15 protein-coding genes are annotated in these 18,510 nt (G+C 42.4%); 6 read left to right on the top strand and 9 right to left on the bottom strand.

Features of this window, described 5'->3' with window-relative positions; genetic code table 11:
* The first annotated feature begins 73 nt into the window (after positions 1-73).
* On the top strand, positions 74-1,231 hold the full coding sequence (locus ACQ4LT_RS12245; RefSeq protein WP_445666342.1) for a PP2C family protein-serine/threonine phosphatase: 1,158 nt from the start codon (positions 74-76) through the stop codon (positions 1,229-1,231).
* Between the two features lie 51 nt (positions 1,232-1,282).
* Here the strand turns inward: ACQ4LT_RS12245 and tkt are convergent, their stop codons facing one another.
* From tkt to ACQ4LT_RS12205, 8 genes are all read right to left on the bottom strand, one after another.
* Positions 1,283-3,289 carry a transketolase gene (gene tkt, locus ACQ4LT_RS12240; protein ID WP_445666341.1) on the bottom strand — a complete coding sequence of 669 codons (2,007 nt, stop codon included), beginning with the start codon at positions 3,287-3,289 and terminating at the stop codon, positions 1,283-1,285.
* A gap of 143 nt (positions 3,290-3,432) precedes the next feature.
* Positions 3,433-4,446, bottom strand: coding sequence for a tetratricopeptide repeat protein (locus tag ACQ4LT_RS12235; RefSeq protein ID WP_445666340.1), 1,014 nt, complete (start codon positions 4,444-4,446; stop codon positions 3,433-3,435).
* A gap of 214 nt (positions 4,447-4,660) precedes the next feature.
* On the bottom strand, positions 4,661-5,365 hold the full coding sequence (locus tag ACQ4LT_RS12230) for an LOG family protein (protein ID WP_445666339.1): 705 nt from the start codon (positions 5,363-5,365) through the stop codon (positions 4,661-4,663).
* A gap of 9 nt (positions 5,366-5,374) precedes the next feature.
* Positions 5,375-6,052 (bottom strand): DUF5683 domain-containing protein, encoded by a 678-nt coding sequence (locus ACQ4LT_RS12225; protein ID WP_445666338.1) that lies wholly within the window; start codon positions 6,050-6,052, stop codon positions 5,375-5,377.
* Positions 6,006-6,944 carry a ParB/RepB/Spo0J family partition protein gene (locus ACQ4LT_RS12220; RefSeq protein WP_445666337.1) on the bottom strand — a complete coding sequence of 313 codons (939 nt, stop codon included), beginning with the start codon at positions 6,942-6,944 and terminating at the stop codon, positions 6,006-6,008. The genes ACQ4LT_RS12225 and ACQ4LT_RS12220 overlap by 47 nt, the downstream gene beginning before the upstream one ends.
* 13 nt (positions 6,945-6,957) lie before the next feature.
* On the bottom strand, positions 6,958-7,758 hold the full coding sequence (locus ACQ4LT_RS12215; protein ID WP_445666336.1) for a ParA family protein: 801 nt from the start codon (positions 7,756-7,758) through the stop codon (positions 6,958-6,960).
* Positions 7,759-8,031: 273 nt separating this feature from the next.
* The gene (gene ald / locus ACQ4LT_RS12210) at positions 8,032-9,144 is read right to left on the bottom strand and encodes an alanine dehydrogenase (protein WP_445666335.1); all 1,113 of its coding nucleotides are present in this window, start codon (positions 9,142-9,144) and stop codon (positions 8,032-8,034) included.
* 109 nt (positions 9,145-9,253) lie between these two features.
* A complete protein-coding gene (locus ACQ4LT_RS12205) occupies positions 9,254-9,526 on the bottom strand; it encodes a hypothetical protein (protein ID WP_445666334.1) in 273 nt (90 codons plus the stop codon).
* A gap of 191 nt (positions 9,527-9,717) precedes the next feature.
* Here ACQ4LT_RS12205 and ACQ4LT_RS12200 point away from each other — a divergent pair, with 191 nt between their 5' ends.
* Positions 9,718-10,593, top strand: coding sequence for a DUF58 domain-containing protein (locus tag ACQ4LT_RS12200; RefSeq protein WP_445666333.1), 876 nt, complete (start codon positions 9,718-9,720; stop codon positions 10,591-10,593).
* A gap of 4 nt (positions 10,594-10,597) precedes the next feature.
* Here the strand turns inward: ACQ4LT_RS12200 and ACQ4LT_RS12195 are convergent, their stop codons facing one another.
* A complete protein-coding gene (locus ACQ4LT_RS12195) occupies positions 10,598-11,887 on the bottom strand; it encodes a peptidoglycan DD-metalloendopeptidase family protein (protein ID WP_445666332.1) in 1,290 nt (429 codons plus the stop codon).
* 197 nt (positions 11,888-12,084) lie between these two features.
* Between ACQ4LT_RS12195 and ACQ4LT_RS12190 the strand changes: the two genes are divergently transcribed.
* From ACQ4LT_RS12190 to ACQ4LT_RS12175, 4 genes are all read left to right on the top strand, one after another.
* Complete coding sequence (locus ACQ4LT_RS12190) at positions 12,085-13,107, top strand: hypothetical protein (protein WP_445666331.1); 1,023 nt, start codon at positions 12,085-12,087, stop codon at positions 13,105-13,107.
* Positions 13,104-14,096: a vWA domain-containing protein gene (locus ACQ4LT_RS12185; protein ID WP_445666330.1), complete on the top strand. Its 993-nt coding sequence runs from the start codon at positions 13,104-13,106 to the stop codon at positions 14,094-14,096. The genes ACQ4LT_RS12190 and ACQ4LT_RS12185 overlap by 4 nt, the downstream gene beginning before the upstream one ends.
* A gap of 129 nt (positions 14,097-14,225) precedes the next feature.
* On the top strand, positions 14,226-17,579 hold the full coding sequence (gene mfd / locus ACQ4LT_RS12180) for a transcription-repair coupling factor (RefSeq protein ID WP_445666329.1): 3,354 nt from the start codon (positions 14,226-14,228) through the stop codon (positions 17,577-17,579).
* Positions 17,572-18,507, top strand: coding sequence for an L-threonylcarbamoyladenylate synthase (locus ACQ4LT_RS12175; RefSeq protein WP_445666328.1), 936 nt, complete (start codon positions 17,572-17,574; stop codon positions 18,505-18,507). Before mfd ends, ACQ4LT_RS12175 begins: the two co-directional genes overlap by 8 nt.
* The last annotated feature ends 3 nt before the right edge of the window (positions 18,508-18,510 follow it).

Here is an 18,510-nt window from a genome sequence, read left to right as displayed (position 1 = left end):
CCGGTAAAAGGTAAAACTTTTTAGCGTCGTTTTCGAATAACAACTTCATCTATATAATTGATCAAACTCTTTCATGGGATTAAAAAACGAAGCGCAGTCAGCATTCCAAAATACCAAATCCTTTTACAAGGAATACGTTTCGGGTATGACCCGCGAACGTATGGGGAAAGAATTTTATAAGGATACCGATCGTCTTAAAGAACTCTACGCCGAAGCTATCGGTGAAGACATTGAAAAGGCTGAAGATGAAGCCGTGCCCGGTCATCTTAAAATTATGCGGCTTTTTTCGGCATTAACACAACGCCTTAATCCCACCCGGCGGTTAGTTTTTGGATTGTCCGTTGTCTCATTTTTATCCCATTATTTGTTTGGATTCCTGCAGCTTACAGGCATCGTATTTTTTTATGATCTACTACTGCCTTTTGCATTTGTTTCCATGCTGATGTTACTGCTCGTTGAGTTGTTGGAAAAATCTGACGTTAAACGAGAGATTGACCTTGCCCGAGAAATTCAGCTCAGCCTGCTGCCCAATACCGAACATTATCGCAAAAACCTGGAGATCGCCTCTTTTGCCAATACTGCGAAAGAAGTAGGCGGCGATTATGTAGATATCATTGAAACAGATGAAGGAACATATATCGTTATTGCCGATGTATCAGGCAAAGGACTTTCGGCCGCTTTATACATGGTACGCATGCAGGCCTTGGTTCACCTTATTATCGAAAAAAGTCAGCCTTCTCCAAAAGAACTTTTCCTCGAACTCAACAATTATGTGAAGTCGGATATCAAAGACAAAACATTTGTTACAGCCTGTGCGGCTTACTTTCCCAATGGCGAAGATCACTTTATCTTTGCCCGCGCCGGCCATAATGCCCCTATCCTATTTAGTAATGAACGCGATGCCACCTTTGATTTGCGTTCAGATGGATTTGCCCTCGGCATGACCACATCAGCTAATATGGAGAGGCATCTGCAAGAAAAGAAATTTCACTTTAAATCCGGTGACAGCATTCTCTTTTATACTGATGGACTCACGGAATCACGAAATAAATGGGGCGAAGAATACGGCGAAGACCGTCTCGATGGAATAATGAGTGTCTACGGCTCACTTCATTCCAAATCAATTATTCACAAAGTCCAATCTTCACTGGAAAACTTTATCGGTAACGAAGAACCCGTTGATGATGTAACGTTTACATGCGTCCACCACACTGCAAATAAATCAAAATAAGCGGTCTACTATTCAGTAGACCGCTTATTATCTATTCCTCATAATATATTATCAGAGGAGCTTAATTGCCTCTTCTACCATTTGATCACTGGTTATGCCGTATTCTTGAAAAATGGTTTCATAGGGTGCCGAGGCACCAAAACGGTCAACACCAATAACAGTTCCTTCTGTGCCAACCCATTCTCTCCAGCCCTGCGTAGCAGCCGCTTCAATAGAGACACGAGCTGTAACATCTTTAGGCAATACCTTCTGCCGATACGATTGATCCTGCTCTCTAAAAAGCTCCCAGGACGGCATGCTAACTACCCGTGCATCAACATCTTTACCAGCAAGTTTTTCTTTGGCTTCCATTGCGCGGTACACTTCTGATCCACTACCCATCAGTATAACATCCGGTTGATCTTTTTCTGAATCTGAAAGAATATATCCACCCTTAGTGGTATTTTTGGGGTCATTATCTTCTGTACGTTCAAAAGTCGGAACATTTTGACGCGTAAGAACAATGAGTGACGGACCTTCGTTGTGATCCAGTGCTGCTTTCCAGCACCAGGCCACCTCGTTGGCATCAGCGGGACGTAGCACCAATGTATTAGGCATAGCCCGCAAAGATGCCAAATGCTCAACAGGCTGATGCGTAGGCCCATCTTCTCCCAATCCGATACTGTCATGAGTAAATACGAATATGGATGGGATATGAGATAGTGCAGCGATACGAATTGCGGGGCGACAATAATCAGAAAATATGAGGAACGTTCCACCGTATGGAATCACTCCTTTGTGCAACGCCATACCGTTTAGTGCAGCTCCCATAGCATGCTCTCGTACTCCGAAGTGGATATTACGTCCGCTATAATCAGAAGCAGAAAAGATACCGGCATCCTCAATCCAGGTTTTATTACTTCCCGTGAGATCCGCCGATCCACCAATCATTTGCGGTACGTTTTCTGTCAGCGACTGTAATACTTTGCCTGATGATGCACGAGTTGCCATCCCTTTTTCATCAGCCTTAAAAGCAGGTAGAAAATCCTCAAAATTATTGGAAAGCTCACGATTTATGGCATTCGTAAATGCTTTTGCTTTCTCGGGATTGTCTTGCTGATATTGTTCAAACGTATCTTGCCACGCTTGGAAAGACGAAGCTCCTTTTTCAACAGCAGTACGAAAATGGGTTAATGCCTCATCAGGAATATGAAATTTTGCATCCGAAACCCAATTGAGATTTTCTTTCGTCTTTTTGACTTCTTCTTCTCCCAAAGGAGCTCCATGAGAATCAGCGCTATCCTGCTTGTTGGGACTTCCAAATCCAATATGCGTTCGACAGATTATTAACGAGGGGCGCTCGGTTTCTGCCTGGGCTTTCTCAATAGCTTGTTCTACTTCTTTTCGATCATGGCCATCTACTTTAATGGTATGCCATTCAGCGGCTTCAAAACGTTTTTGTACATCTTCGGTAAAAGCTAAATCCGTGCTTCCATCAATAGAAATTTCATTGTCATCATACAGGTAAATCAATTTCCCCAGTTTAAGATGACCAGCCAGTGAAGCGGCTTCTTGAGAAATTCCCTCCATCAAATCACCATCACTGACAATACCGTATGTATAGTGATTTGTTATTTGATGTTCATCAGTATTAAACTTTGCACTCAGATGCTTCTCGGCCATAGCCATACCCACACCCGTAGCAAAACCCTGACCAAGTGGACCAGTAGTCATTTCAACACCCGGCGTCAATCCATACTCGGGATGTCCTGGTGTCAAACTTCCCCATTGACGAAAATTCTTAAGCTCATTAAGTGAAAGATCATATCCAGTAAGGTGAAGCAAACTGTAAAGTAGCATTGAACCATGTCCCGCTGATAAGACAAACCGATCGCGGTTATACCATTCGGGATTCGCTGGATCGTGCTTCAGAAATTTTGTCCATAGCACATAAGCTGCATCTGCCATACCCATGGGCATACCCGGATGGCCAGATTCTGCAGCCTGTACGGCATCAATGGAAAGAGTTCTGATCGTATTTACACATAGCTCGTCAAGTGAGGATTGTTTAGAGCTCATTTTAGAGAATCTGATTTTATTTGAAAGCCAAAATTAGTGCTGAAAATAGTCAATGCTCAGCTTACTTAAAAGAGAAGTTCCGCAAAATAAAAAAGGCCTCCAATAACGGAGGCCTTATAGAATATTTAACCTAAATAAATTATTTATTCAGTAGTATTTTCGCACTCAAGTTCATACTCCATCTGATGCTCAGCCGGAGATTTGAAATTACCATAGGCAGCATTACTAAACGCACCACATGCATTTTCTTTTTGGCCAAGTCCCTTGTATGCGGTACCAAGTTCAAAATAGATCTTCGCTTTATCAGTACGCCCCCCTGTTTCGAGGCCAAGAGCTTCTTTAGAATGTTGTACAGCTTCTTGCCAGTCTTGCGTTTTATTATATGCCTGAGACAAACGATAATGGGCATCAGCAGAGGTTGAATCATACTCAAGTGCTCGATTCAATAATTCTTTCGCACGAGAAAAGTTTTTGTTTTCGGTTGCTGTTGCTCCGCGATATACAAGCTCATCGCGAGCCGCATTTTTGGCGCGAGAAACAATTTGGCTGTCATTGGTCTTTTCTCCCACTTCAATAGCCTTATCAAATAGATCAATGGAACGTTCCAATTCAGTTCCATCAATCTTTTTAAGAACTATCCCCTTCTGATAATATGCCTTGGCATAATTGGGATCATTCTTAATTACTTCATCAAGAGTTGTAAGAGCATCTTGGAAATTTTGCTGCTTATACTGGATAATAGACTTACTATACAGCAATTGATTAATTACTCCATTTGCCTGGTTTGATATTTGCGAATTATCATATTCACCTGCCACATCTTTAGTTTCCCGAAAAGCGTCTATCGTGGCATCAAGATTTGCAATTGTTCGATCTTGTTTGAAAGCACGATATTTATCAAGTGCCATTTGTCGATACACTTCTGGCAATTTCGCTTTTGCTCGTTCGACAATATCCTGGCCTTGAGCATCGAGTTGATTGCCAATATCAATCGCCTTTTTAAATTGCTCAATAGCTTTCTGATAATCGCCGGACTGAACCATTTCCCGAGCACTGTTATACGTTTGGACGGCCTCTTTTCGATCTTGTGCTTCAACGGTTTGGCCCAATCCAAAGATAAAAAGACCAAGTAAGAATACAGATATGCTTGATTTCAACAACTTCATTATTTGTTCGATTTATGGTTAAATTTACAAATACGCAAATGTAGTAAATTAAACGATTTATATATAAGTAAACTAAATCGTGCGCATTTTATTGTTATGATTTATAAAATGACCTTTTTTATCGGCATTAGTAACATGTTATCTAATCCCTGATATCAAATTTTGTTTCAATGTATAACTATTTTTTTAATAAAATTAAACCCTTTTAGAAATTTGGACTCAATGTATGTTTCTGATAGAATTCACAGATAATTTCTATGGCCTCCTCTTTATCATCCGTTAAGTGGAACAAATCAATATCTTCTTCTGATATCGTACCATTAGCAAGCATGGTATCAGTAATCCAGTGAACCAGGCCGCTCCAATAATCTGTGCCAATTAACACAATAGGAAATGGATTAATTTTTTTCGTTTGTATCAGTGTCAGAGCCTCAAAAAACTCATCGAGTGTACCAAAACCTCCAGGAAACACAATAAAACCCTGTGCATATTTTACAAACATAACCTTGCGAGCGAAAAAGTAATGAAAATTGATAATATAATCGTTATCAACATAGCGATTTAATCCCTGCTCGTGGGGTAATGTAATACCAAGTCCTACCGATTTACCACCTCCCTCTTGGGCTCCTTTATTGGCGGCTTCCATGATTCCGGGTCCCCCACCTGTAATAATTCCAAACCCTCTTTCTGTAACTTTTTTAGCGGTTTGCTGAGCCATATCATAATAGACGTCACCTTCACCCATACGTGCAGAGCCAAACATGGATACGCATGGACCAATTTTGAAAAGCTTATCATAACCCTCCACAAATTCGCCCATAATTTTAAATATACTCCAGACATCATTCTCGTGGCTGTCACCAAAATTATCAGGTATTGTTAATTCACTTATTTCATTCTTACTACTCATAACACATATTTACTTAGTTATTAAATCGATTGATAGTGTAATCCCAGGCATATTAGACTGTGCCATTACTGCGGGTTTTACACGAGGTCGCATACTCAAATCTTTTGATACATCAAACGAACGCATGTGAGCAAAAACATAGGCATCTATAATATTAAGGCCATAAGCCAGAACTATACCTACATAAACAAGATCGCGATTATTTCTAACCTGATTCCGTAGATCTCGCACCTCATTCAGATTAGCACTTTCAGGAATATACGAAGGGGTGGATCCAAATCGTAAGTCATCGGGAGTATCGGGATTTAAATTATAGTAGGCCGCACGGTAGTCGTGGTATTTCTTTGTCAAATGAACGCTGTAATATCCCAATCCACCCAAAGTAGCATAAACAATAGGTACTTTCCAAGCTTGATTGTTAACAATTTGTCCCCAACCCGGAATTATCATCGACTTATAGAGCACATTTGTTGGATCGGGCAGATCTGCATTGACACGCTTGCTTGTCGTATCGTTTGCAAATTTCAGATTCTTATAACGTATATCAGTATCAGCACTAAAACTTCTAAATTGCGAAGAAAGCGAATTATTTAATTGCTGAGACTGACCCGGGGTCGGTGCATACAGAAAAATAGATATGCTAAGAAATAGAATCGAAAAGCTCGAGCAGGCGATCCAGTTCCTCATCTGAATAATATTCGATACGTATTTCGCCACCATTCTTTTTGGATTTGATATTGACCTTCGTACTTAACGTACTGCGAAGTCGATTCGATATTTCCTTTAAAAAAGTACTCTCCTTATCTGTGGTATCAGTCGACTTGGATTTCTCTTCCTGACCCTGATTTAGCTTTCGGATTACTTTTTCCGTCTTTCGAACAGAATATCCCTTATCAATAATTTTTTTGTAAACCTCCTCCTGATCGTCTTCATCATCGATAGACAGAAGCGCTCGAGCATGGCCCATTGATATTTTTTGGTCGCGAAGACCTGCCTGAATAAACGCGGGTAAATTCAGCAATCGTAGCATGTTAGTAACCGTAGAGCGGTTTTTACCAACCCGTTCAGCCACTTCAGCCTGGGTATACCCGGCCTCTTCCACCAATCGCTGATAACCCATCGCCACTTCAATGGGATTTAAATCCTCACGCTGAATATTCTCAATAAGCGCATAGGAGATAATATCATCATCATTTACTTCGCGAATATACGACGGTATTTCCTCCAATCCGGCCAGCTTTGCTGCCCGCAAACGACGCTCACCACTGATAAGCTCAAACCGCTTTTCACCGATGTATCGTACTGTTATCGGCTGGATTAATCCGTGAGCATCGATTGAATCCGCAAGTTCCTCAAGACGCTCTTCGTTAAATTCTTTTCGGGGCTGATGAGGATTGGGACGAATATTATCAACCGGCACATGCAGTACAATATTCACCCGCTTCTGCGGCTCTACATACGGAGATCCATCCCCTTCATTTTCATCACCTGATTTTTCACCTTTCGCCTGCTCCCCTTCTTCATCATATTCGGGAAAAAATGCTCCTAAACCACGACCTAAAACTTTTTTGGATGCCATAATTCATCACCTGTTAACTACTCGCAAATACCTGACTATCTTTAAAAAGCTCTTTATTGCGATGGATAATTTCACGTGCTAATGCCAGATAATTCTTTGCCCCTACACTTGTGGAATCATAAAGCAACGCCGGCTTTCCAAAGCTGGGAGCCTCGGCAAGACGAACATTCCGTTTGATAAGGGCTTCAAACACACGATCATCAAAATACTTCCGTACTTCATCAGCAACCTGGTCCGAAAGCCGTGTACGTGTATCATACATCGTTAATAGTACACCCTCAATTTCCAATTCTGTATTTAAATGCTGACGCACAATCTTAATCGTATTTAATAACTGTCCCAATCCTTCCAAAGCAAAATATTCGCATTGCACCGGAATAAGAACCGAATCGGAAGCCGTTAATGCATTGATGGTAAGTAATCCGAGCGAAGGCGGACAGTCAATAATAATAAAATCATATTGCTCCTTAAGTCCCGAAATAGCTTTTTCCAGGATACGCTCCCGCTGATCCCGATCAATCATTTCTATCTCAGCCCCGACCAGATTAATATGCGAAGGTATCAGCTCCAGAAACGGCAACTCTGTCTCTCTGATAGCATCAGAAGCATCCACCCCTCCTACCATCACTTCATAAACAGAATGTGACACCGTCTTCGCTTCAACCCCCAATCCACTGGTTGTGTTACTCTGGGGATCTATGTCAATGATTAACGTAGTATGCTCGATAGCAGCGAGGCTGGCGGCGAGATTAATAGCCGTCGTCGTTTTACCAACGCCGCCTTTTTGATTTGCTATGGAAATTATCTTGCCCATATGAACAATCTATAACAACTATTATTGATGTAATGATTTAAAAATATAATGGGATGACTTATGGTAAACAAAAATACTTATTAACAAGTTGTTCACTAAGATATCAACATCGTTAGTTACCTGCATGCCAATACATTACAACTGTTGAGCTAAAGAAATATTTTATATGTTCCACATATTGTTTCACGGTTAGGCTGAAAGTAGCCTTTATAAATAAAAGAGCCGAACATCTTTTACAGATATTCGGCTCTTCATCTATGACTTTATAGTGCTTTACAATACGTTTTCAACAGGGGTATAATCCATATTAAACGCTTCTGCCACTTCTTTATAAACAATGTCACCATCCACAATATTAAGACCTTTAAGTAGCTCTTTATCATCCTTCAGAGCTTTTTCCCAGCCTTTGTTGGCAATATCAACTGCATATGGCAGCGTAACATTTGTCAATCCAAGTGTTGAGGTCCGGGGAACAGCTCCGGGCATATTGGCTACACAATAGTGTACAATATCATCAACTTCATATATGGGATTGTCATGGGTTGTCGGTTTTGAAGTCTCAAAACATCCTCCCTGATCAATAGCCACATCTACTAATATTGATCCTTTTTGCATATCGGCCAGCATATCACGAGTAATCAGGCTTGGGGCTTTGGCACCCGGTATTAATACAGCGCCAATCACCATATCAACATCGGGAAGCATTTGTCGAATATTGGCTTCTGAGGAAAACATAGTATCCACATTGCGCGACATGATATCATCCAAATGTCGAAGTCGCGGCATACTGATATCCATGATCGTAGTATTTGCTCCCATTCCGGCAGCGATCTTTGCGGCATTAACACCTACGATACCACCGCCAATAACCAACACATTAGCTGGTTTTACACCGGGAATACCTCCCAATAAAATACCAAGTCCTCCTTCAGGCTTTTCCAAATACTTGGCCCCCTCTTGGGTTGCCATACGTCCGGCAACTTCACTCATGGGAATAAGCAATGGCAAGGAACCGTCTTCTTTTTCTACCGTCTCATAAGCAATAGCTACAGCTCCAGACTCTTGAACAGCCTCCGTCAGCTCGCGGCTGGCGGCAAAGTGGAAATAGGTAAAAATAATTTGGCCTTCCTTCATCCGATCATATTCGACCTCAATAGGCTCTTTTACCTTCATGATCATTTCAGCCCTATCCCAGAGCGTATCTACATCGTCAATAATTTCAGCTCCGGCTTCTTTATATTGCTCATCCAGAAAACCGCTGCCCTCTCCGGCTCCTTTCTCGATCAATATATCGTGACCGTTACGTTTCATTTTTGTTACACCGCCGGGTAGTAACGCCACGCGGTTTTCATGTGTTTTAATCTCTTTGGGTACACCTATAATCATGAATACAGAATTTTTGTTAATAGTATGCTACGGAGTCAAATCCGTGCCAAAGGTAGGTAATTTTTGGGAAAAATTTAACTGCAACTATCCCAATTTTTTATGATCTGCATCAGTACCGATTAATTAAACTTTCATACTTTTTTAAACCTGATTCTGTTATAGAAACATGCCCATACAAAAGCGGCCCGCCGATAGTTTTTATATTAATTAGCCCAAGCTCTTGCAGGTACTCCAGCACATGTTTTATTTCGGTACGATCCCATTCGAGGGTAGCATTTATTTTTTTGACGGGTATCTGTTTTGAAGTATCCTGCTGGGAAAGAGAGCCAATTTCCTTTAAAATTCGCTGATACTTTTTACTGAATTCACTGCCAATAATCATGTGCTAATCTATTCGGGGGTTCCACTGTCTTAGGGGATCAAATACAATAATTCTATCTAAACAAACCGTTATGGAACTGTTACCAAATTGTTACGATACATAATCCTCATCCTGGGAAACATGATTATCAGCTTTTAAATAAATAATAATTCCCCTATCCTTGCATTTATTGCAATGCCAATATTTCTATTATGATCTCAAAAGAAATTCTCCAAAAAGTCCGTAAGATTGAAATCCGTACCAAAGGTAAAGTGAATAACCTCTTTGGCGGGGAATATCAATCCGCCTTCAAGGGGCGCGGAATGGAGTTTTCGGAAGTACGCGAATATACTTACGGAGATGACATCCGACAGATCGACTGGAATGTCACCGCACGTACGGGCGATCCATTCATCAAGCAGTTTGAGGAAGAGCGCGAACAAACACTGATGCTCTGCGTTGATATTTCTCCCAGCGGTATTTTCGGCAGCCAGGGACAAAGCAAAATGGAGCTATCGATTGAGATTTGTGCGGTATTGGCATTCAGCGCCATAAAAAATGGGGACAAGGTTGGACTCATTCTTTTTACAGACGAAATCGAAAAAGTAATCCCGCCCAAAAAAGGAAGACGGCACGTATTGCGACTTATCCGAGAACTTTTAACAACAGAAACCAAAGGCACGGGCACCGACATCAGCGAGGCATTATCGTACGTAAACCGCCTGCTGAATCGACGAGCTATCATCGTCTTGGCCAGCGACTTTCAGGATGATCAATATGATAAACAGCTAAAAATCACCAACCGTAAACACGATCTCGTCAATATTTTTATCAATGATAAGTTTGAGGATGAGCTTCCCAACCTGGGATTAGTACCTCTGCGGGATGCCGAAACAGGTGAAGAAGTACTTTTAGATACGTCAAGCGAAAAGGTGCGCAAAGAGTATCAGAAGAAAAGAGAAAAGGCCAAATACCAACTTCGCGATCAATTTATGCGAATGAAAATTGATATGATTGAACTGGAAACCAACGCTTCTTATATCCGGCCACTCATGACGTTTTTCCGCAGGCGCATGCACCGCTATTGATCATTCATCTTACCTGTGTAATAACAGGAGCATCATCAGCGGTGGTATCAATTTTAGCCTCCAGCTGACGATTAAGACTATCTCTTACCTCTGCAAACACATCCATCAGACTATCCGGTACCGCCTCTGATGACGGCAATTCAACGGTACGAGAATTCACCGGCCGATCATTTTTATAAAGTGAATAATGTAGGTGTGGCCCTGTAGCACGGCCTGTACTCCCTACATAACCAATAACCTGTCCCTGCTCGACTTTAGCACCGCGCCTAATACCACTTGCAAATCCTCGCAGGTGCAGATATGCGGTTTGATAGGTCGAATTATGTCTAACTTTCACCATATTTCCACTTGCTCCTTTATAACCAGCCTCAGTAACGGTTCCATCCCCCACTGACAATACCGGTGTTCCCGGCCGAGCTGCATAATCAACTCCGGTATGTGGAACTCTTTTCTTTAAAATGGGATGGTAACGACTGCGAGAAAAGTTGGAACTTACGCGCTGACTAAACTTAAACGGTGCTTGTAAAAGTGCTTTCTGTACACTCTCCCCTTCTTCATTGAAATAGCCTTCGACATCTCCATGGCTAAATTTATACGCCTGATACGTTTCACCACGATGGGTAAACCGAGCTGCTTTTACATCCCCGATACCGTAGTAAGCATCACCGATAAACTGCTTATCATAAAGCACTTCGAACGAATCACCCGGACGTAATCCAAAAAAATTAATCTGCCAGGCAAAAATATTCGCCATCCTGTTCGCCAAAAGTTGGCTGGCGCCCTGCGAACTTATCGTTTGATATAATGAATTCTCTATCTTGCCAGAGGCTGCAACTGTTTTGCTGGAAAGCGGACGCGCAGCCTTATAAATTTGCAACGAATCCTGCTGCCAATCCAACACTACATATTCCAATGGATTGTTTTGTAAAAGAATGTGTGACACATCCTGTGTACTATCCGCAGATACATACGCACGGTACTTTTGGCCCGGTTTAATCTGATCAAAATCGATAATATTACTTGCCTCTTGCGTTATCGAATAAATTTCCTGCGGACTAAAATCGTACTTGTCAAGTATAAGATATAAGCTTTCGTTACGTTTAACGGTATGATTTTGTACCTCAACACTATCAACAGGAATACCAAACTCATCAACTGTGGAAGTAGAAATAACAGTATCAACCGTTGCTGAAACAGGTTCCACCTGCTGTACAGCTGTATTATTTTCAGATTCAGAAATGCACCCCCACATAAGAAAGGTTAGCAGTACCCCAAAAAGAAAGCTTGTTCGCATCGCTCCAAATTTGTTAAAAAATAATTCGTTTAAAGTTAGCATTTTCACAACACCTATGCACAGTTAATATTGCATACAACTATTAAAGATCCAGTTTTTCCGAATGGCACTATTTTTTCTATTTTTGGTGCCTGTTAATTGGGATTTAGTTGTTATCATCCCGATATAAAAGAAATTTCAAACATCGTATTACCTCAGTGGCAATAAAAAAATTTATAAACGGATTTTCCATCGTCTGTCTTCTTCTGATTATTACTCCCCTCAGTGGGCAGACACAAAATCTAAAAGAATTTTCTACTGTAGACTCACTGCAAGTTGGAGATACCTTTGACTTTTCTATTACTCTTGATAAAAATCAAGAATACGATAACATAGCGTTTCCTGACAGCTCGCACTTTGGTGGCACTTTTGAGATTCGTTCCCAAAAACAGTTCAAGGTTTCCGAGTATAAGGACAGCGTTTATTACAAGCTTCAGTTTTTTGGCACCGTCGATACACTTATTCCAAAATTACCTGTTCAATTGGTTGAAGAACAGGATACAACGACAATATATACAAAACCTATTCCTGTTGGCTTCAACAGTATTTTAGCCGGAAACGAGGACTCCCTTCGGCCGCTAAAACCCATTTTCGAATTTGCAAGGGCATGGTGGCCATACCTTTTGGGATTTCTAATCTTAGCCATCGTTGCCTATTATGCCTATCAATACTATCTGCAGTGGCAAGAACAGCAGCAGCAAGAAAAAGAGCGTCCGACATTTACTCCCACTCCATTTCAAAACCCCCTAAAGGAGTATCGAAAATCGATCCAACAACTCGAAAACGCAGAGTTATCTACCCAAGAAGATTATAAGGATTTTTACAGTGATCTGGGAGATGCCATCCGGCAATATTATGAATCACTTTATAACCTTCCCGCGTTAGAATCTACCAGTGGTGAGCTGTTAAATATGCTCCAAAATGGTTCTATCGACCAGGATCTTATCAATGATACACGAGCCGTACTACAGGAAGCAGATATGGTAAAGTTTGCCAAATTCAACCCTACTCCCAAACAGGCCGAGCGAGCCCTTCAAAAAGCTTATAACTTCCTCGATCGTGCCCAGCAAATTGACGGACCTCGCATCGATCACCTTCGGCGCAAACACCAAGCAAAAATGGAGACTCGACGCGAGAAATTTTATGAAGAACATGAAAACAGCGAGAAGGTGAACGCATGAGTTGGGCAAATCCTCATTTATTATGGCTGTTACTGCTGCTGATACCTATTATTGGTTATCAGATCTGGAAACATCGGGGCAACAAAAATCCCAGCCTACTATTTTCCAATACTTCGGGACTTAAAAACCTCAGCGGCAACTGGCGATCATACGGCATCTGGGTAGCTCCTTTATTACAGATTTTAGCCTTCACTCTTATAGTGATTGCTCTTGCGCGTCCACAGTACAAAAACACCACGGTAGAACGCAATGCCGAAGGGATTGATATCGTACTGACGCTGGATATTTCCACCTCGATGAAAGCAGAGGATCTCAAACCAAATCGACTGGAGGCTGCCAAAAGCGTAGCCGAAGACTTTATCAACAAGCGTATTTCGGATCGCATCGGACTGGTACTCTTTGCCCGTCAAAGCTTTACAATGGTCCCTCCTACACTCGACTACGATCTACTAAAACGATTACTCGAGGATGTTGAGATGGGCGTCGTAGAAGACGGAACAGCCATTGGTATGGGGATTGCTACAGCCGTGAACCGCCTCAAAGAAAGCAATGCCGAAAGCAAGGTTATCATCCTTCTTACCGATGGACAAAATAACGCTGGTGAAATTGACCCCGTTACGGCGGCCGATCTTGCCGTTTCTTACGATATTAAAATTTATACCATTGGAGCCGGCACGCGCGGGACGGCTCCCTATCCGGTAAAAGATCCAATTTTCGGTAATCGCTATCAGAATGTAGAGGTTAATATTGACGAGGAGATGCTCACAAAAATTGCCAATATGACCAATGGATCATATTTCCGAGCTACCGATACCGAAAATCTGGAAGGTATTTATAATCAGATTGATGAACTCGAAAAAACAGAGATTGAAGAAGTTATCTATACGGATGTACAGGATTTATATCCACGATTTCTGATTCCCGGCATATTACTGCTCGTTCTGAGTATCATCTCCGAACAATTTATCTTCCGAAAAGCCACTGAGTAGCAAACAAAACAGACATCCTATTATAACAGTGGATAACAAACAGCGTTCTTACTTCCCATAGAACCTAATTTATGGTTATTTTGTTATCTATTTTCTAAGCAGTAGAATTCTTTTCCAATTAATAATTTCATGGCGTTACAGTCTGTATTAAAAACATTTTCAGCCCAAATCCCGTGGAGTGATCTTCATTCCCATATCAAAGAGCGCAACACTTTACAGCTCAACCATTTTGTAGGTTCTACCCCCTCTTTTCTGATAGCCAAACTGGCCCAAAAGTATGACAAGGTTGTTGCTATTCATGGGGACCCCGAATCCGCCCAATTTATGCAGGGCGATCTTGAAGCACTTGATGTTGAACAGGCCAGCTATTTTCCCGAGACCGGTCACAAGCCTTACGATGATCAACAGATTACCGACAGCTCGGTTGTTGTTCAACGCTCAGAAGTACTTGAGAAAATCAATACCGAACCCAAAGCGGTTTTGGTAACATCTGCATCCGCCATTTTTGAAAAGATCGTTGCTCCCGAAGTTTTCACAGATGCATCCCTGACCATTAAAAAAGGGGATTCTGTTGAAATCGCTAAGCTTAAGGAAGAGCTGGTAGATCAAGAGTACGAGCCTGTAAAATTTGTGAATCAACCGGGAGAATTTGCGCACCGCGGCGGTATTCTTGATGTCTATCCCTATTCGGGCGAATACCCCATACGTCTGGAATTCTTTGGAGATGAAGTCGACTCCATCCGTGAATTTGATCCCGATTCGCAGCGGTCCGTATCATTTTTGGATGTCGCTCGCTTTGTACCCGATGCATCGAGTTTAAGCAAAGGACAAAAACAGGGCGTACTCTCCTATTTTGATGAAGATACCGTATTTGTATTACTGAATCGCTCGCTGATTGAATCCGATATCGAAGAACGATTTCAAGAAGCGTCTGAAACATTTAGCGAACTCGATACCACAGAAGACCTTTTACCACCTGAAGAACTCTACGTAGATCTGGAAAACCTTCAAGAATCCTATCAAAACCATGCACGCATTCAGCTCGGCGGCTTTTCAGAAAAGAGTGAACCAGCATGGTCGTATCGTTTAGATGCCAGTCCTCAACCTGATTTTAACGGGAGCATTAAGCTGTTGCGCGAAAATATAGAGCAGCTCAGCAAACAAAGTTTTGATACCTATATCCTCTGCGATAATGAAGGTCAACGCGATCGTTTTGAGGAACTGCTCGGCGAACCTTCAAAAAAACTACGCTATCACCTGTCTGTGGAATCTATCCACGAGGGTTTTACACTTAACGAACAGGGATTAGCCGTTTACACCGATCATCAGATTTTTAATCGGTATCATCGTCCCAAGGTTCGCCAAAGGCGCCATACCAGCAACATCTCCATCAAAGAACTGCGCGACCTCAACATCGGGGATTATGTTGTGCACGTGGATTACGGGATTGGCAAATTTGCCGGATTTAAGAAAATAGAAGTGCGCGGGGTAGAACAGGAATCCGTAGTCCTTCGATACCAAGAAAACTCATTGCTATACGTCAATGTGACCAGTCTGCATAAAATCCAGAAATATTCCGGCAAGGAAGGTACACAGCCCCGTATTAACAAGCTGGGGTCCGGACGCTGGGCACGCAAGAAAGCACAGACCAAGAAAAAGGTCAAGGATATAGCGCGGGATCTTATCAAGCTGTATGCCAAGCGAAAATCCAAAGATGCTTTTGATTTCTCTCCCGATACGTCGTGGCAGACGGAGATGGAAGCTCGTTTCGAATTTGAAGAAACGCCCGACCAGCGGGATGCTATCGAGGCCGTTAAATCGGATATGGAATCTAATACTCCTATGGATCGCCTGGTTTGCGGCGATGTTGGATTCGGAAAAACAGAAGTAGCCGTACGAGCTGCATTTAAGGCCGTGATGGATCATAAACAAGTGGCCGTACTCGTTCCTACAACTATTTTGGCCGACCAACACTACAAAACATTTTCGGAGCGAATGGAAGACTTCCCCGTTACGGTAGAGGTACTTTCTCGCTTCCGAACGCGCAAAGAACAAAAAGAAACGCTCAAAAGACTTAAAGAAGGGAAAGCGGATATTGTCATCGGCACACACCGACTTACGTCCAAGGATGTGGAATTCGATGATCTGGGGCTGTTAGTTGTAGATGAAGAACAACGCTTCGGCGTTAAGACCAAAGAAAAGCTGAAAGAATATCGCGCTACCGTTGATGTGCTTACTCTTACCGCTACCCCTATACCACGGACACTGCAATTTTCGCTGATGGGGGCCCGCGATCTCAGTATTATCAATACCGCTCCGCCTAATCGCCAGCCGGTAGAAACGGAAATACACAGCTTTGACAAAGAGCTTATACAGGACGCCATCTCACAAGAGGTTTCGCGTGGCGGACAGGTTTTCTTTATTCACAACAGAGTAAAAACGATTGAATCTGTTGCTAATATGGTGCGTGACGTTATGCCTAACGTTCGCGTTCGATTTGCTCACGGACAAATGAGTTCAAAGCAGCTGGAAAACATTATTGAGGATTTTTATGAGCACAAGTTTGATGTGCTGGTTTCTACCAACATTGTTGAAAACGGCATCGACATCTCCAATGCCAATACGATGATCATCAACCGTGCCGATATGTTTGGATTGGCTGAGCTCCATCAGCTGCGTGGACGTGTAGGACGATCACACCGAAAAGCATTTTGTTACCTGATCACAAAAGATATTAAATCACTCACTGATGATGCTCGCAAACGACTACTTGCATTAGAAGAATTTTCCGACCTGGGATCCGGATTTAATATCGCCATGCGCGATCTCGACATCCGCGGGGCCGGTGATATTCTGGGCGCCGAACAAAGTGGCTTTATCAACGATCTTGGCTTTGACCTGTATCAAAAAATATTAAACGATGCCGTCAAAGAACTCAAGCAAGAAGAGTTCAGCGACGTCTTTAGCGATGTAGAAACTGAGGTTGAACTGCCGGAAACACAGGTCGAATTTGACCTCCCCGCCCTGCTCGAAAGCGATTATGTATCAGATAATGTAGAACGGTTGAACCTGTATCGAAAACTGGCCGGAGCCGAAAAGCTGGAAACCATCAAAGAATGGAAAGAAGAAGTGAAAGACCGCTTTGGTCCTATTCCTGATGCTACTCAAAACCTGATTACTGCTTCGGTTGTTAAGCTGTATGCATCGCAGCTATTTATGACAAAAGTTCGGGTACGCTCAAATCGTATGTGGATGGAATGCCCGAAGCATGATTCTGATCTGGGCGAAGAGTTTTATGGGGATCGTTTCCAGCACGTGCTCAAGAAAATGCAAAAAGAGGCCGAAGGCAGATACGAGGTCATCCAAAAGGAAGACCGAGTGCGCTTTGCCATTCAAGACATTCCAGATTTGGAAGCAGCTGCTGAGTTTTTAAAAGAATTGGCTCCTTCAACCGACAAAAAAAGAGAGGTTAGCCTTGCTTGATCAGTATATAAATCTTCTTAAATCGGGAGAAGTGGTTGCTTTTCCCACGGAAACAGTATATGGCCTTGGCGCTGATGCCAAAAATCCCGATGCTATAAAAAAGGTCTTCGAAATCAAAGGGCGCCCCTCCGATAATCCGCTCATTGTACACATTTCTGACAAAAAACAGACTGAAGATTTCGCTTCCAAAATTTCGGATGATGCCCGAAAGCTGATGGATGGATTCTGGCCGGGCCCCCTTACTCTCATCTTTGAGAAGAAACCGCAAGTGCTCGATATCATCACGGCAGGATTGGATACTGTGGCCCTTCGCTGGCCCAAACACCCCCTATCACAACAGCTCATTGCGCGGGCCGGAGCATTGGTAGCCCCCAGCGCCAATTCATCGGGTAAGCCGAGTCCTACCAAAGCAGAACACGTTAAAGAAGATTTCGGGGATGATTTTCCCGTGGTGGACGCAGGAGAAACTGATATTGGACTTGAATCTACGGTATTGGATATCTCTTCTGAACCTTATACCATTTATCGTCCCGGTGCCGTAAGTGCCGAAGAAATTAAAAAAGTCATTGGTAAAGAGGTCGTTCAGGATAGCAATTCATCACAAGATAAAACAGCCAAAAGCCCCGGCACAAAATATTCGCACTATTCTCCAGCAGCAAAAGTCCAGTGGATCAGCAGCGGTGATGATACAACTTTCGTGGAAGATGCACTCTATTTGCTACATAACCGTCCTGCTCCTCAGAAAAGCACTCGTGTTATCCATTATAAAGGTGATTTCAAGAAAATGGCGCACGAATTGTACGACCGATTTCGTCATGCTGATCACCAGCAATTAGAATTTGTTTTTGTTGAACCCTTTTCAAATGATCAGCTTCGAAACCCGATAGTAGAAGCCCTTCAAAATCGCATTTCCAAGGCGATTGGCTGAATT

Source organism: Fodinibius sp. AD559, from assembly GCF_052712805.1.
The sequence above is the reverse complement of the archived record's forward strand: the minus strand, read 5'-3'. Positions and strand labels throughout refer to the sequence as shown.

Excerpts from the sequence above, each read along its gene's own strand:
- ACQ4LT_RS12200 (WP_445666333.1), top strand. The coding sequence starts at position 9,718 with ATGATCTCAAAAGAAATTCTCCAAAAAGTCCGTAAGATTGAAATCCGT.
- ACQ4LT_RS12245 (WP_445666342.1), top strand. The coding sequence starts at position 74 with ATGGGATTAAAAAACGAAGCGCAGTCAGCATTCCAAAATACCAAATCC.
- ACQ4LT_RS12215 (WP_445666336.1), bottom strand. The coding sequence starts at position 7,758 with ATGGGCAAGATAATTTCCATAGCAAATCAAAAAGGCGGCGTTGGTAAA.
- ACQ4LT_RS12220 (WP_445666337.1), bottom strand. The coding sequence starts at position 6,944 with ATGGCATCCAAAAAAGTTTTAGGTCGTGGTTTAGGAGCATTTTTTCCC.
- ACQ4LT_RS12205 (WP_445666334.1), bottom strand. The coding sequence starts at position 9,526 with ATGATTATTGGCAGTGAATTCAGTAAAAAGTATCAGCGAATTTTAAAG.
- ACQ4LT_RS12225 (WP_445666338.1), bottom strand. The coding sequence starts at position 6,052 with ATGAGGAACTGGATCGCCTGCTCGAGCTTTTCGATTCTATTTCTTAGC.
- ACQ4LT_RS12230 (WP_445666339.1), bottom strand. The coding sequence starts at position 5,365 with ATGAGTAGTAAGAATGAAATAAGTGAATTAACAATACCTGATAATTTT.
- ACQ4LT_RS12195 (WP_445666332.1), bottom strand. The coding sequence starts at position 11,887 with ATGCGAACAAGCTTTCTTTTTGGGGTACTGCTAACCTTTCTTATGTGG.
- ACQ4LT_RS12185 (WP_445666330.1), top strand. The coding sequence starts at position 13,104 with ATGAGTTGGGCAAATCCTCATTTATTATGGCTGTTACTGCTGCTGATA.
- ald (WP_445666335.1), bottom strand. The coding sequence starts at position 9,144 with ATGATTATAGGTGTACCCAAAGAGATTAAAACACATGAAAACCGCGTG.
- tkt (WP_445666341.1), bottom strand. The coding sequence starts at position 3,289 with ATGAGCTCTAAACAATCCTCACTTGACGAGCTATGTGTAAATACGATC.
- mfd (WP_445666329.1), top strand. The coding sequence starts at position 14,226 with ATGGCGTTACAGTCTGTATTAAAAACATTTTCAGCCCAAATCCCGTGG.